This window comes from Pseudomonas sp. B16(2017), from assembly GCF_002113205.1.
Classification (GTDB): Bacteria; Pseudomonadota; Gammaproteobacteria; order Pseudomonadales; family Pseudomonadaceae; genus Aquipseudomonas; species Aquipseudomonas pharyngis.
Window position 1 is genome coordinate 1 of record NZ_NEKA01000009.1, and the last position, 13,507, is coordinate 13,507.

The window sequence follows — 13,507 nt, forward strand, 5'->3', positions numbered from 1 at the left end:
TGGTAGGTGTTGCCAACGGAGTCGGCGGTGAAGGCGCCGGCAGTGATCAGGCCTTGTTTTTCGCCGGTAACCGACATGTACGCTGGTGTTGCCATGGGAGGTGCTCCTTGCGGATAAAGTTAGGGTGCCCGGGAGGCGAAATCGCCCGGTGGGTACCTGACTGTTATCAAGGAGCGTGCCAGCTTTTGGTGCGTCCCCGGGAGCCGGGGACTTGACCGCTCTGGCTCGCGTGTTTGAGCGTTTTTTGAACAGCGATGAAAGCAAAAGTGCGCAACTTCTTGCGCAGTACTGCGCAAGAAGTTGCGCACTCGGCTACAGGCGACGGTAACCGGGGGCTGTAGCGAAATAAGGCGGCGATTTCGCGAATCAAGTGCGCAAGAAGTTGCGCACCATGGCACATGGCTACCGCCTCTTCGGATCATCTAAAACTGAAATGACCAATCCATCGCCCCTTTTTGCCATTGCGTCACTGGCACGCCACCCTCCGATTCCTTGAAAGTCCCTGTCCAGAGCCCACCCCGTTTAATGCCGGAAGGCTAGAGCGCGGCAAACCGTCTTATAAATGAAACACCGCCCTCAGCTATACTCCCCCGCATTTCGACCCGCCCCGAGGACTGACTGTGAAGAACTGGACGTTGCGCCAACGCATTTTGGCGAGCTTTGCGGTGATTATCGCCATCATGCTGCTGATGGTGGTCGTCTCGTATTCGCGGCTGCTGAAAATCGAAGCCAGTGAAAACAGCGTCCGTGACGACGCGATTCCCGGCGTCTATTACAGCTCGATGATTCGTGGCGCGTGGGTCGACAGTTATCTGCAAACACAGGAACTGCTGGGGCTCAAGGAAGGGCAGGGCATCAGCAGTGAAGATGCGGCCGATTACAAGGCTTTCGAATCTCGGCTTCAGGAACAGATGGCCAATTATCGTGGCACGGTGGTGACGGACGAGGACAAGCTCGAATTCGCGGCGTTCGAGAAATATCACGATGCCTACCTGAAAATTCAGGATGCGGTGCTCGATTTGCACAAGCGCAATCTGGAAGCCGACGCCGTCAAGCTGTTCCACGAACAATTGACTCCGACCTGGTACTCGGGCCGGATGAAGCTCAACGACATCATTGGCGAGAACAAGAAAGTCGCCGACAAGGCCATGGCCAACATTGATGAGGCCGTGACGGCGGCCAAGGTCAGCATGTTCGTCTCACTGCTGGTGGCCGTGCTGGCCGCCGGTTTCTGCGGTCTGCTGCTGATGCGCGCGATCATGGCGCCGATGAACCGCATCGTGCAGATCCTCGACATCATGCGCACCGGCGATCTGAGCAGCCGCTTGAACCTCGACCGCAAGGACGAGTTCGGTGCCGTGGAAACCGGCTTCAACGACATGATGACCGAGCTCACCTCGCTGGTGTCCCAGGCCCAGCGCTCGTCGGTACAGGTCACCACATCGGTGACCGAGATCGCCGCCACTTCCAAGCAGCAACAGGCGACCGCCACCGAAACCGCTGCGACCACCACTGAAATTGGCGCGACATCCCGCGAAATCGCGGCAACCTCTCGCGACCTTGTACGCACCATGACTGAAGTCTCCACTGCCGCCGATCAGGCCTCGGTGCTGGCCGGTTCCGGGCAGCAAGGCCTGGCGCGGATGGAAGACACCATGCACTCGGTGATGGGCGCGGCGGATCTGGTGAACGCCAAACTGGCGATCCTCAACGAGAAGGCCGGCAACATCAATCAGGTGGTGGTGACCATCGTCAAGGTCGCCGACCAGACCAACCTGCTGTCCCTGAACGCCGCGATCGAAGCGGAGAAGGCCGGTGAATACGGTCGCGGTTTCGCCGTGGTCGCCACTGAAGTGCGGCGTCTGGCGGATCAGACTGCTGTCGCCACCTATGACATCGAACAGATGGTCCGCGAGATCCAGTCGGCGGTGTCCGCCGGGGTGATGGGCATGGACAAGTTCTCCGAGGAAGTGCGGCGCGGCATGGCCGAAGTGCAGCAGGTCGGCGAGCAGCTGTCGCAGATCATCCATCAGGTGCAGGCGCTGGCGCCGCGGGTGTTGATGGTCAACGAAGGCATGCAGGCCCAGGCCACCGGCGCCGAGCAGATCAACCACGCGCTGGTGCAGCTGGGTGATGCCAGCAGCCAGACCGTCGAATCGTTGCGTCAGGCCAGTTTCGCCATCGACGAACTGAGCCAGGTGGCCGTGGGCCTGCGCAGCGGCGTTTCGCGATTCAAAGTCTGATGAGCGAAATCACCGCCAAACGCAGCGCTGCGCCGGTGGCGAAGCAGGCGTTGTTCCTGCTGTTTCGCATCGGCAGCGAACGCTACGCCTTGCGTGCCATGGAAGTGGCCGAAGTGCTGCCGCGCCTGCCGTTGAAGCCGATTGCCCGGGCGCCGAACTGGGTGGCGGGGGTGTTCGCCTACCGTGGCACAGTGGTGCCGGTGATCGACCTCAGTGCCCTGACCTTCGGCCATCCTGCGCAAGCGCGTACCAGCACGCGACTGGTGCTGGTGCATTACCGCGTGGATGACTCGCAACCCTCGCAATGGCTGGGCCTGATCCTCGAACAGGCCACCGATACCCTGCGCTGCAACCCGGCTGATTTCCAGCCGTACGGCCTCGACAATCGTCAGGCGCCGTACCTGGGCCCGGTGCGTGAGGATGCGCAGGGGCTGGTGCAGTGGGTGCGGGTCAACGACTTGCTGGACGAGTCGGTGCGCACGTTGCTGTTCCCGACACCGCCGCTGGATCCGGCGCGGCTTGAGGAGCAGCCATGAGCAGCGACCAGCGCTTCTTCGATTTCCTCAAGGAACGCATCGGCCTCGACGTCGCTTCGGTCGGGCCGGCGATCATCGAACGGGCCGTGCGCCAGCGCATCACCCTGTCGCAAACGGTGAATGCCGATGAGTACTGGCAGACCCTGCAAGGCTCGCGGGATGAACAGCAGGCGCTGATCGAAGCGGTGATCGTCCCCGAGACCTGGTTTTTCCGTTACCCGGAATCCTTCGCCACGCTGGGCAAACTGGCGCGCAAACGCCTGGGCGAATTGAACAATATGCGCGCGCTGCGCATCCTCAGCCTGCCGTGTTCCACGGGCGAAGAACCCTATTCGATTGCCATGGCGTTGCTCGATGCCGGCCTCAAGCCCCATCAGTTCAAGGTCGATGGCATGGACGTCAGCCCCTTGTCAGTGGACAAGGCGCGGCGGGCGCTGTACGGCAAAAACTCGTTTCGCGGCCAGGAACTGGACTTTCGCGAGCGGCATTTTTTCGCCGAGAACGAGGGCTTTCGGGTAAATGAAATCGTCCGCGAACAGGTGCGCCTGCAGGTCGGCAACGTGCTCGATCCGTCATTGCTGGTCAACGAGCCGCCGTTCGATTTCGTGTTCTGCCGCAATCTGCTGATCTATTTCGATCAGCCGACCCAGCAGCAGGTATTCGCCGTGCTCAAGCGCCTGACCCATGTCGATGGCGTGCTGTTTATCGGCCCGGCCGAGGGCAGCCTGCTTGGGCGGTTGGGCATGCGTTCGATCGGGATTCCACAGTCCTTCGCCTTCAGCCGTCACAGCGATCCACAACCCGAACCGTTGCCGATGCCGACCGCGATTGCGCTGCCGTTGCCTGTGCGCCAACCGCTGCGCAGCACGCCACCGCCGCCGGTGCGCAACCGTCCGTTTGCTGGCGTGACGCCTTTGCCGGCGACGGCTAAAAGCACCAACCCCGAAGCGGCGACCTTGCTGGCCAACATCGCCGCCCTGGCCAACGAAGGCAAAAGCGCCGAGGCCCGCACCGCGTGCGAGCAGTATTTGCGCAGCCATGAGCCGGTGGCCCAGGTGTTCTACTGGCTCGGCCTGCTCAGCGATGTCGCCGGCAGCGCCTTCGAAGCCCAGGGCTTTTACCGCAAAGCGTTGTACCTTGAGCCGCAACACCCCGAAGCCCTGATGCACCTGGCCGCCTTGCTGCAAGCCCAGGGCGACACGGCCGGCGCCAGACGATTGCAGGAGCGCGCCGCCCGCAGCGACCGCACCGCCGACAGTGAGCGTAAACGATGATCCCGTCCGACACCTTGAACGTCACCCACGAAGACGCCCGGGCTATCGACGATTGCTGGAACCGCATCGGCATCCACGGCGACAAGTCCTGTCCGCTGCTGGATGAGCACATCCATTGCCGCAATTGCTCGGTGTATTCCGCCGCCGCCACACGCCTGCTCGACCGCTATGCGTTGCAGCAGGACGAGCGCGACCCGGTGGCGACCCAGGTCGAAACCGAGCTGAAGACCCGGTCGCTGCTGATGTTCCGCCTCGGCGAAGAATGGCTCGGCCTGGCCACCCGCAGTCTGGTGGAGGTCGCGCCGTTGCAGGCGATTCACTCGCTGCCGCACCAGCGCTCCCGGGCCTTGCTCGGCGTGGCGAACGTGCGCGGTGCGCTGGTGGCGTGCCTGTCGCTGGTTGAACTGCTCGACCTCGACAGCAACGCGGCCCCGGCGACCGGCGCGCGGATCATGCCGCGCATGCTGATCATCTCGGCCCAGGGCGGGCCGGTGGTGGTGCCGGTGGACGAAGTCGACGGGATTCACGCCATCGACGAGCGAATCCTCGATGCCGCCTCACGCTCCGGTGCGCAAGCCAGCGCCAAATACACCCGAGGCGTGTTGCCTTTCAAAGGTCGCAGCCTGCGTTGGCTGGATGAAGAACAGTTGCTGTCCGCCGTGTCCCGGAGCCTCACATGACCCCCGAGCAAATGCGCGACGCCTCCTTGCTTGAGCTGTTCAGCCTCGAAGCCGAAGCCCAGACCCAGGTGCTCAGCGCCGGGCTGCTGGCGCTGGAGCGCAACCCGACCCAGGCCGATCAGCTCGAGTCGTGCATGCGTGCGGCGCACTCCTTGAAAGGCGCGGCGCGGATCGTCGGCATCGACAGCGGCGTCAGCGTCGCCCACGTGATGGAAGATTGTCTGGTCAGTGCGCAGGAAGGACGGTTGTTCCTGCGCCCGGAACATATCGACGCGCTGTTGCAGGGCACCGACTTGCTGATGCGCATTGCCACCCCGGCCAACGCCCCCCAACCGGCGGACATCGAGGCTTATGTGGCGTTGATGGGCGGATTGCTCGATCCGGCGGCGCCGCCACTAGTGCCCGCCGCTGCGAGTGCGCCGCTGATGGCCGAGTTGCAGCTTCAGCCACCGTCGGTGGCGGAGCCTGCGCCGGTTGAAATCCCGGTCGAGGTTGCCGAACCGGAACCCGCGCCGCGCAAGAGCAAACGCGCCACCGAAGGTGGCGAGCGGGTGCTGCGGGTCACCGCCGAACGTCTGAACAGCCTGCTCGATCTGTCGAGCAAATCCTTGGTGGAAACCCAGCGCCTCAAGCCGCACCTGGCCACGATGCAGCGCCTCAAGCGCATGCAGAGCAACGGTCTGCGGGCACTGGAGAGTCTCAATGTGCACCTCAAGGAACATGCCCTGAGCCTTGAAGCTCAGGAAGCGCTGGAGGATGCGCGGCGTTTGCTCGCCGAATCCCAGCAACTGCTGGCAGAAAAAAACGCCGAACTCGACGAGTTTGCCTGGCAGGCCAGCCAGCGCGCGCAAGTGCTTTACGACACCGCACTGGCCTGCCGCATGCGGCCGTTCGCCGATGTGCTGTCCGGGCAAGTGCGGATGGTGCGCGACCTCGGCCGCAGCCTCGGCAAGCAGGTACGGCTGGAGATCGAGGGCGAGAAGACCCAGGTCGACCGCGATGTGCTGGAGAAACTCGAAGCCCCGCTAACGCACCTGCTGCGCAACGCGGTCGATCACGGCATCGAAACCCCACAGGAACGCCTGCTCAAGGGCAAGTCGGAGGAAGGCCTGATCCGTCTGCGCGCCTCGCATCAGGCCGGTTTGCTGGTACTGGAACTGAGCGATGACGGCAACGGCGTGGATCTGGAAAAGGTCCGGCGCAGCATCGTCGAACGTCAGTTGTCGCCGGCCGAAACCGCCGCCCAGTTGAGCGAAGAAGAACTGCTGACCTTCCTGTTTCTGCCGGGTTTCAGCCTGCGCGACAAGGTCACCGAGGTCTCCGGTCGTGGCGTCGGCCTCGATGCCGTGCAGCACATGGTCCGCCAGTTGCGCGGCGCGGTGGTGCTGGAGCAGACGGCGGGCGAGGGCAGCCGTTTCCATCTGGAGGTGCCGCTGACCCTGTCGGTGGTGCGCAGCCTGGTGGTGGAAGTCGGCGACGAGGCCTACGCCTTCCCGCTGGCGCACATCGAGCGCATGTGCGACCTGGCGCCGGAGGACATCGTGCAGGTCGAAGGGCGCCAGCATTTCTGGCACGAGGGCCGACATGTCGGGCTCGTCGCGGCCAGTCAGTTATTGCAACGTCCGGCCAGTCAGAACAGCGGCGACACCCTGAAGGTCGTGGTCATCCGCGAGCGCGATGCGATCTACGGCGTGGCGGTCGAGCGCTTCATTGGCGAGCGCACGCTGGTGGTGCTGCCGCTGGACGAGCGGCTGGGCAAGGTGCAGGACATTTCCGCCGGGGCCTTGCTCGACGACGGCTCGGTGGTGCTGATCGTCGATGTCGAAGACATGCTGCGGTCGGTGGACAAACTGCTCAACACCGGGCGTCTGGAACGCATCGCGCGCCACGGCAATCAGGCGGCGGAAGCCGCGCGCAAGCGGATTCTGGTGGTCGACGACTCGCTGACCGTGCGCGAACTGCAACGCAAGCTGCTGCTCAATCGCGGCTACGACGTCGCCGTTGCGGTGGACGGCATGGACGGCTGGAACGCCTTGCGTTCGGAGGATTTCGATCTGCTGATCACCGACATCGACATGCCGCGCATGGACGGCATCGAGCTGGTTTCGCTGCTGCGCCGCGACAACCGTCTGCAATCGCTGCCGGTGATGGTGGTGTCCTACAAGGATCGCGAGGAAGACCGCCGCCGTGGACTGGACGCCGGGGCCGACTATTATCTGGCCAAGGCCAGTTTTCATGACGACGCCCTGCTCGACGCAGTGGTTGAGCTCATCGGAGGAGCGCGGGCATGAAGATCGCAATCGTCAACGACATGCCCCTGGCGGTGGAGGCCCTGCGTCGCGCGCTGGCCTTCGAGCCGGCGCATCAGGTGCTGTGGGTCGCCAACAACGGCGCCGAAGCGGTGCGCCTGTGCGCGGAGAACACCCCGGACCTGATCCTGATGGACCTGATCATGCCGGTGATGGATGGCGTCGAGGCCACCCGGCGGATCATGGCCGAGAGCCCGTGCGCGATCGTCATCGTCACCGTGGACCGCCAGCAGAATGTGCACCGGGTGTTCGAAGCCATGGGCCATGGCGCGCTGGACGTGGTCGACACCCCGGCCATCGGCGGTGGCAATCCTCAGGAAGCGGCGGCGCCGCTGCTGCGCAAAATCCTCAATATCGGCTGGCTGATCGGCGAGAAAACCGCCCGCTCGCGCCCGGCACCTGCGACACCGCGCAGTACCGCCTCGCGCCAGCGACTGGTGGCGATCGGCTCTTCGGCCGGTGGCCCGGCGGCGCTGGAAGTCTTGCTCAAGGGCCTGCCGCGCCACTTTTCGGCGGCCATCGTGCTGGTGCAGCATGTCGACCAGGTGTTCGCCGCCGGCATGGCCGAATGGCTGGCCAGCGCCAGCGGCCTGGACGTGCGTCTGGCTCGCGAAGGCGAACCGCCGCAGGCCGGCGCGGTGCTGCTGGCCGGCACCAATCACCATATTCGTTTGCTCAAGAACGGCACGCTGGCCTACACCGCCGAGCCGGTCAACGAGATCTACCGCCCCTCGATCGACGTGTTTTTCGAAAGCGTCGCCAATTACTGGAACGGTGACGCAGTAGGGGTTTTATTGACAGGGATGGGACGCGACGGGGCGCAAGGGCTTAAGCTCATGCGCCAACAGGGTTACCTGACCATCGCGCAGGATCAGCAAAGCAGTGCGGTGTACGGCATGCCCAAGGCCGCAGCGGCCATTGACGCGGCCGTAGAAATCCGTCCACTGGAAAAGATAGCGCCACGATTGCTGGAGATATTCCCCAAATGAATACGTCCATCGGCAATCCTGGCCCCCGCAGCACTCAGGTGACCGCCCATGAATGACTTACAGATCGATGACATCAAAACCGACGAGAACGCCGCCATGGTGTTGTTGGTGGACGATCAGGCGATGATCGGCGAAGCCGTGCGCCGTGGGCTGTCGAATGAAGAGAACATCGACTTCCACTTCTGCTCCGACCCGCATCTTGCCGTGGCCCATGCGGTGCGGATCAAGCCGACCGTGATCCTGCAGGATCTGGTGATGCCGGGCCTCGACGGTCTGAGCCTGGTGCGCGAATACCGCAATCACCCGGCGACCAAAGACATTCCGATCATCGTCCTGTCGACCAAGGAAGACCCGCTGATCAAAAGCGCGGCGTTCTCCGCCGGGGCCAACGATTACCTGGTGAAACTGCCGGACAACATCGAACTGGTGGCGCGGATCCGCTATCACTCGCGGTCCTACATGACGTTGCTGCAACGGGACGCGGCCTACCGCGCGTTGCGGGTCAGCCAGCAGCAATTGCTCGACACCAACCTCGTCCTGCAGCGGCTGATGAACTCCGACGGCCTGACCGGGCTGTCCAACCGCCGGCACTTCGACGAATACCTGGAGCTGGAATGGCGCCGCTCGTTGCGCGACCAGAGCCAGTTGTCGTTGCTGATGATCGACGTCGATTACTTCAAGTCCTACAACGACACCTTCGGCCACGTCGAAGGCGACGAAGCCTTGCGCAAGGTCGCCACGGCCATCCGCGAGGCCAGTGCCCGGCCGTCCGATCTGCCGGCGCGTTATGGCGGCGAAGAATTTGCGCTGGTGCTGCCCAACACCTCGCCGGGCGGGGCGCGACTGGTGGCGGAAAAGCTGCGCCAGACGGTCGCGGCGCTGAAGATTCCGCACAATGCCCCGGCCGAGGGCTCGAGCCTCACCATCAGCATCGGCCTGGCAACCATGGTGCCGGAGTCGGGCAGCGACTGCCGGTTGCTGATCTCGGCGGCGGATCGCGGCCTGTACCTGGCCAAGAACAACGGGCGCAATCAGGTCGGCATCGAATAGGTACGCGATACCCTTGTGGGAGCGGGCTTGCTCGCGAATGCGGTGGGTCATTCAGCAATGATGTCGACTGATACTCCGCCTTCGCGGGCAAGCCCGCTCCCACAGGGATCTGTGTCAGGCCATGTCAAGTGAATCGCCTTAACAGCCGCCAGACGGGCTGCCGTGACAGCTTGATTACGTTATACTCGCCGGCTTTCAAAAGTTCGCCAACGAGTGCTGCCCGTCATGGAAATCAACCCGATCCTGAACACCATCAAGGACCTGTCCGAGCGCTCCGAAACTATTCGGGGGTATCTTTGACTACGATCAAAAGCATGAGCGTCTGATCGAAGTCAATCGCGAGCTTGAAGATCCTGCCGTCTGGAACAAACCTGAATACGCCCAGGAACTGGGCCGCGAGCGCGCTGCGCTGGCGCAGATCGTCGACACCCTCGACGAACTGAACGGTGGCCTGGCCGATTGCCGCGAGCTGCTGGACATGGCTGTTGAAGAGAACGACGAGGGCGCGGTCAACGACGTCGTCGAAGTCCTTCAAGGTCTCGAAGAGTCCCTGTCCAAGCTCGAATTCCGCCGTATGTTCAGCCACGAGATGGACCCGAACAACGCCTACCTGGACATCCAGGCCGGTTCCGGCGGCACCGAAGCCCAGGACTGGGCCAACATCCTGCTACGCATGTACCTGCGCTGGGCCGACAAGCGCGGTTTCGACGCGACCATCATGGAGCTGTCGGCCGGTGAAGTCGCCGGGATCAAAGGTGCGACCGTGCACATCAAGGGCGAATACGCCTTTGGCTGGCTGCGTACCGAGATCGGCGTGCACCGTCTGGTGCGCAAGAGCCCGTTCGACTCCGGCAACCGTCGTCACACCTCGTTCTCCGCGGTTTTCGTCTCGCCAGAGATCGACGACAAGGTGGAAATCGAAATCAACCCGGCAGACCTGCGGATCGACACCTATCGTTCCTCCGGTGCCGGTGGTCAGCACGTAAACACCACCGACTCGGCCGTACGTATCACCCACGTACCGACCAACACCGTGGTGAGCTGCCAGAACGAACGTTCCCAGCACGCCAACAAGGACACCGCCATGAAAATGCTGCGGGCCAAGTTGTACGAGCAGGAAATGCAGAAGCGCAACGCGGCGTCCCAGGCGCTGGAAGACACCAAGTCGGATATCGGCTGGGGGCACCAGATCCGTTCGTACGTGCTCGATGCGTCGCGGATCAAGGATCTGCGCACCAACATCGAACGCAGCGACTGCGACAAGGTACTCGACGGCGACATCGACGAATACCTGGAAGCCAGCCTGAAATCGGGCCTGTAAGCTTTCACCCGACCTCAAGTCCCCCGCCATCGGCGGGGGCAACGAACCTGTGATGGAATATTTAAAGACATGAGCGACCAACAACTCGATCCGCAAGCCCTGCAACAGGAAGAAAACTCCCTGATCGCCCTGCGCAAGGAAAAGCTTGCTGCCGAGCGCGCCAAGGGCAATGCCTTCCCGAACGACTTCCGCCGCGAAAACTACTGCGAAGCACTGCAGAAACAGTACGCGGACAAGACCAAGGAAGAGCTGGCAGAGGCTGCGATCCCGGTCAAGGTTGCAGGTCGCATCATGCTCAACCGTGGCTCGTTCATGGTGATCCAGGACATGACCGGTCGCATCCAGGTCTACGTCAACCGCAAGACCCTGTCCGAAGAAACCCTGGCCGCGGTGAAAACCTGGGACATGGGCGACATCATCGCCGCCGAAGGCACCCTGGCCCGCTCCGGCAAGGGCGACCTGTACGTCGAGATGACCAGCGTGCGCCTGCTGACCAAATCCCTGCGCCCGCTGCCGGACAAGCACCACGGCCTGACCGACACCGAACAGCGCTACCGTCAGCGCTACGTTGACCTGATCGTCAACGAAGACGTGCGTCAGACCTTCCGCGTCCGTTCGCAAGTGATCGCGCATATCCGCAGCTTCCTGATGAAGCGCGACTTCCTCGAAGTCGAAACGCCGATGCTGCAGACCATTCCTGGCGGCGCCGCGGCCAAGCCGTTCGAAACCCACCACAACGCGCTGGACATGGAAATGTTCCTGCGTATCGCGCCGGAGCTGTACCTCAAGCGTCTGGTGGTTGGCGGCTTCGAGAAAGTGTTCGAGATCAACCGCAACTTCCGTAACGAAGGCGTTTCGACTCGTCACAACCCAGAATTCACCATGTTGGAGTTCTACCAGGCTTACGCCGACTACGAAGACAACATGGACCTGACCGAAGAACTGTTCCGCGAGCTGGCGCAGCTGGTTCTGGGCAGCACCGACGTGCCGTACGGCGACAAGGTGTTCCACTTCGGCGAGCCGTTCGTGCGCCTGTCGGTGTTCGACTCGATCCTCAAGTACAACCCAGAGCTGACCGCCGATGACCTGAACGACATCGACAAGGCTCGCGCCATCGCCAAGAAGGCCGGCGCCAAGGTGCTGGGCTTCGAAGGTCTGGGCAAGCTGCAGGTGATGATTTTCGAAGAGCTGGTCGAGCACAAGCTGGAACAACCGCACTTCATCACCCAGTACCCGTTCGAAGTGTCGCCGCTGGCCCGTCGCAACGATGACAACCCGAACGTCACAGACCGCTTCGAGCTGTTCATCGGCGGCCGTGAAATCGCCAACGCCTACTCCGAGCTGAACGACGCGGAAGACCAGGCCGAGCGCTTCATGGCGCAGGTGGCCGACAAGGACGCCGGCGACGACGAAGCCATGCACTACGACGCCGACTTCGTTCGCGCGCTAGAGTACGGCATGCCGCCGACGGCAGGTGAAGGTATCGGCATCGACCGTCTGGTGATGCTGCTGACCAACTCCCCGTCGATCCGCGACGTAATCCTGTTCCCGCACATGCGGCCGCAAGCGTAAGTGTTTCAATAAAAAAGCCGCCTGAAATGGGCGGCTTTTTATTGCCTGTCTGGTACAAACGTATCAAATGGTTAATTTTGAAGAAAACAACAGAGGTATGCCTGTCGTGATCGGTGCAATGGCTCAAGAGGGTGCAGCGGGAATCGCCACTGCGGTCGCTGAAAGTGTTCAGTACCAGGGCCGCAAGGCCAGCCGGCAGGGCAGTGAACAGCGTCGACAGGACATTCTCGATGCGGCGATGCGCATTGTCGTGCGCGACGGCGTGCGGGCCGTGCGTCACCGGGCGGTGGCGGCCGAGGCCGGTGTGCCGCTGTCGGCCACCACGTATTACTTCAAGGACATCGATGACCTGCTCACCGATACCTTCGCCCAGTACGTCGAGCGCAGCGCGGCCTACATGGCCAAGCTGTGGATCAACAACGAAGGCCTGCTGCGCGAAATGGTGGTCAGCGGCGACGGCAGCCCGGAGTCGCGTTCGCAACTGGCCGACGATATCGCCCGGTTGATGGCTGATTACGTGCATCGGCAACTGGTCAACCGTCGCGAGCATTTGATGGCCGAGCAGGCGTTCCGTCAGGAAGCACTGCTCAACCCGCGGCTGGCGGAACTGGTGCGTTCCCATCAGCAGATTCTGTTGCAGGGCACCTGCCAGTTGTTCCAGGTATTGGGCTCACGCGAGCCGCAGCAGGATGCCAAGGTGTTGACGGCGATTATCGGACGGATGGAATATCAGGGCCTGCTCAACGACGCCGAGCCTTTGGCCGAAGAGGACATGCTCGGCATTCTGACGCGCTATATGCACCTGGTACTCGCGTCGGTCTGATAGCCAATCGAGGTCCCTTGTGGGAGCGGGCTTGCTCGCGAATACGGTGGGTCAGTCAACTGAAGTGTTGAATGTGAAACCGTATTCGCGAGCACGCCCGCTCCCACAGGGGAAGGTGTTTCAGGTTCTAGGGAGTGTCGAATGAAAGCCTGGCGTGGCGTGCTGATCGCCTTGTCGTTCCTGCTGCTCAGCGGATGTCTGGTGACCTTCAAGGAGCCGCTGCCCGCCAGTGAACCGGCGCCCAAGGGCCTGCTCGGCCAATGGTCGAGCACCAATGCCTGGGGCGAGCCGATGAATCTGGAGCTGACGTGCCTGGGCAACGACCGCTATCAGGCGGTTGCGTATTTCAAAGCCAAACCCCGGGAGCGTGAAGCCTATCCGTTCACGGTGTCGCGCCATGGCAACCGCTGGTACCTGTCGGCGAAGGTGCCGGCGCAATACGGCGGGCACTTCACCATTGCCGGTTTCGAGATCACCGACAAGCGCGAGCTGGTGATCTACAACCTCGACCTCGAACAGATCAACCAGGCCATCGCCCAGAAGACCCTCGACGGCCAGGGCTTCCAGACCGATGACGGCGAGGGCGTGCAGGTCGACAGCCCGCTTGAAAAGGTCTTTGCTTACCTCGACGATCCGGCCAATTCCGACGTCTTCGTCGAAGCGGCGCGCTATCAGCATCAAGCCAAAGCCAAATAATTCAGTTCGTCACG

The 13,507-nt window shown here is 62.6% G+C and carries 11 protein-coding genes and 1 pseudogene; 11 read left to right on the forward strand and 1 reads right to left on the reverse strand.

Annotated elements, in window-relative coordinates; all coding sequences use genetic code 11:
• A pseudogene (locus CAG25_RS16700) lies at positions 1 to 95 on the reverse strand (type VI secretion system tube protein Hcp); the annotation flags it as partial.
• A 525-nt stretch (positions 96 to 620) separates the two neighbouring features.
• Between CAG25_RS16700 and CAG25_RS16705 the strand changes: the two are divergent.
• From CAG25_RS16705 to CAG25_RS16755, 11 genes are all read left to right on the forward strand, one after another.
• Positions 621 to 2,243, forward strand: a complete 1,623-nt coding sequence (locus CAG25_RS16705) for a methyl-accepting chemotaxis protein (RefSeq protein ID WP_085612263.1) — start codon at positions 621 to 623, stop codon at positions 2,241 to 2,243.
• Positions 2,243 to 2,779 carry a chemotaxis protein CheW gene (locus tag CAG25_RS16710; protein ID WP_085612264.1) on the forward strand — a complete coding sequence of 179 codons (537 nt, stop codon included), beginning with the start codon at positions 2,243 to 2,245 and terminating at the stop codon, positions 2,777 to 2,779. Before CAG25_RS16705 ends, CAG25_RS16710 begins: the two co-directional genes overlap by 1 nt.
• Entirely contained in the window at positions 2,776 to 4,053 is a 1,278-nt protein-coding gene (locus CAG25_RS16715) for a protein-glutamate O-methyltransferase CheR (protein ID WP_085612265.1), read from the forward strand. The genes CAG25_RS16710 and CAG25_RS16715 overlap by 4 nt, the downstream gene beginning before the upstream one ends.
• Positions 4,050 to 4,733: a chemotaxis protein CheW gene (locus tag CAG25_RS16720; protein WP_007954679.1), complete on the forward strand. Its 684-nt coding sequence runs from the start codon at positions 4,050 to 4,052 to the stop codon at positions 4,731 to 4,733. The genes CAG25_RS16715 and CAG25_RS16720 overlap by 4 nt, the downstream gene beginning before the upstream one ends.
• Entirely contained in the window at positions 4,730 to 7,024 is a 2,295-nt protein-coding gene (locus CAG25_RS16725) for a hybrid sensor histidine kinase/response regulator (protein WP_085612266.1), read from the forward strand. The genes CAG25_RS16720 and CAG25_RS16725 overlap by 4 nt, the downstream gene beginning before the upstream one ends.
• A complete protein-coding gene (locus CAG25_RS16730) occupies positions 7,021 to 8,031 on the forward strand; it encodes a chemotaxis response regulator protein-glutamate methylesterase (RefSeq protein WP_085612267.1) in 1,011 nt (336 codons plus the stop codon). Before CAG25_RS16725 ends, CAG25_RS16730 begins: the two co-directional genes overlap by 4 nt.
• A gap of 48 nt (positions 8,032 to 8,079) precedes the next feature.
• Positions 8,080 to 9,081 (forward strand): PleD family two-component system response regulator, encoded by a 1,002-nt coding sequence (locus CAG25_RS16735; RefSeq protein ID WP_011332645.1) that lies wholly within the window; start codon positions 8,080 to 8,082, stop codon positions 9,079 to 9,081.
• A 225-nt stretch (positions 9,082 to 9,306) separates the two neighbouring features.
• Positions 9,307 to 10,402 (forward strand): peptide chain release factor 2 gene (gene prfB, locus CAG25_RS16740; protein ID WP_102621447.1). Its coding sequence is split into 2 segments (ribosomal slippage): positions 9,307 to 9,378 and positions 9,380 to 10,402, totalling 1,095 coding nucleotides; the frame shifts between segments, so codons are not numbered across the junction.
• Positions 10,403 to 10,471: 69 nt separating this feature from the next.
• Positions 10,472 to 11,974 carry a lysine--tRNA ligase gene (gene lysS, locus CAG25_RS16745; RefSeq protein ID WP_007954693.1) on the forward strand — a complete coding sequence of 501 codons (1,503 nt, stop codon included), beginning with the start codon at positions 10,472 to 10,474 and terminating at the stop codon, positions 11,972 to 11,974.
• Between the two features lie 118 nt (positions 11,975 to 12,092).
• Positions 12,093 to 12,797 carry a TetR/AcrR family transcriptional regulator gene (locus tag CAG25_RS16750; RefSeq protein WP_011332647.1) on the forward strand — a complete coding sequence of 235 codons (705 nt, stop codon included), beginning with the start codon at positions 12,093 to 12,095 and terminating at the stop codon, positions 12,795 to 12,797.
• Between the two features lie 141 nt (positions 12,798 to 12,938).
• Complete coding sequence (locus tag CAG25_RS16755) at positions 12,939 to 13,493, forward strand: hypothetical protein (RefSeq protein WP_085612268.1); 555 nt, start codon at positions 12,939 to 12,941, stop codon at positions 13,491 to 13,493.
• The last annotated feature ends 14 nt before the right edge of the window (positions 13,494 to 13,507 follow it).

What these genes read in the sequence shown, in the direction of transcription:
- CAG25_RS16730 (WP_085612267.1), top strand. Translation starts at nt 7,021, where the DNA reads ATGAAGATCGCAATCGTCAACGACATGCCCCTGGCGGTGGAGGCCCTG.
- CAG25_RS16715 (WP_085612265.1), top strand. Translation starts at nt 2,776, where the DNA reads ATGAGCAGCGACCAGCGCTTCTTCGATTTCCTCAAGGAACGCATCGGC.
- CAG25_RS16710 (WP_085612264.1), top strand. Translation starts at nt 2,243, where the DNA reads ATGAGCGAAATCACCGCCAAACGCAGCGCTGCGCCGGTGGCGAAGCAG.
- CAG25_RS16750 (WP_011332647.1), top strand. Translation starts at nt 12,093, where the DNA reads ATGGCTCAAGAGGGTGCAGCGGGAATCGCCACTGCGGTCGCTGAAAGT.
- CAG25_RS16720 (WP_007954679.1), top strand. Translation starts at nt 4,050, where the DNA reads ATGATCCCGTCCGACACCTTGAACGTCACCCACGAAGACGCCCGGGCT.
- CAG25_RS16735 (WP_011332645.1), top strand. Translation starts at nt 8,080, where the DNA reads ATGAATGACTTACAGATCGATGACATCAAAACCGACGAGAACGCCGCC.
- CAG25_RS16725 (WP_085612266.1), top strand. Translation starts at nt 4,730, where the DNA reads ATGACCCCCGAGCAAATGCGCGACGCCTCCTTGCTTGAGCTGTTCAGC.
- CAG25_RS16755 (WP_085612268.1), top strand. Translation starts at nt 12,939, where the DNA reads ATGAAAGCCTGGCGTGGCGTGCTGATCGCCTTGTCGTTCCTGCTGCTC.
- lysS (WP_007954693.1), top strand. Translation starts at nt 10,472, where the DNA reads ATGAGCGACCAACAACTCGATCCGCAAGCCCTGCAACAGGAAGAAAAC.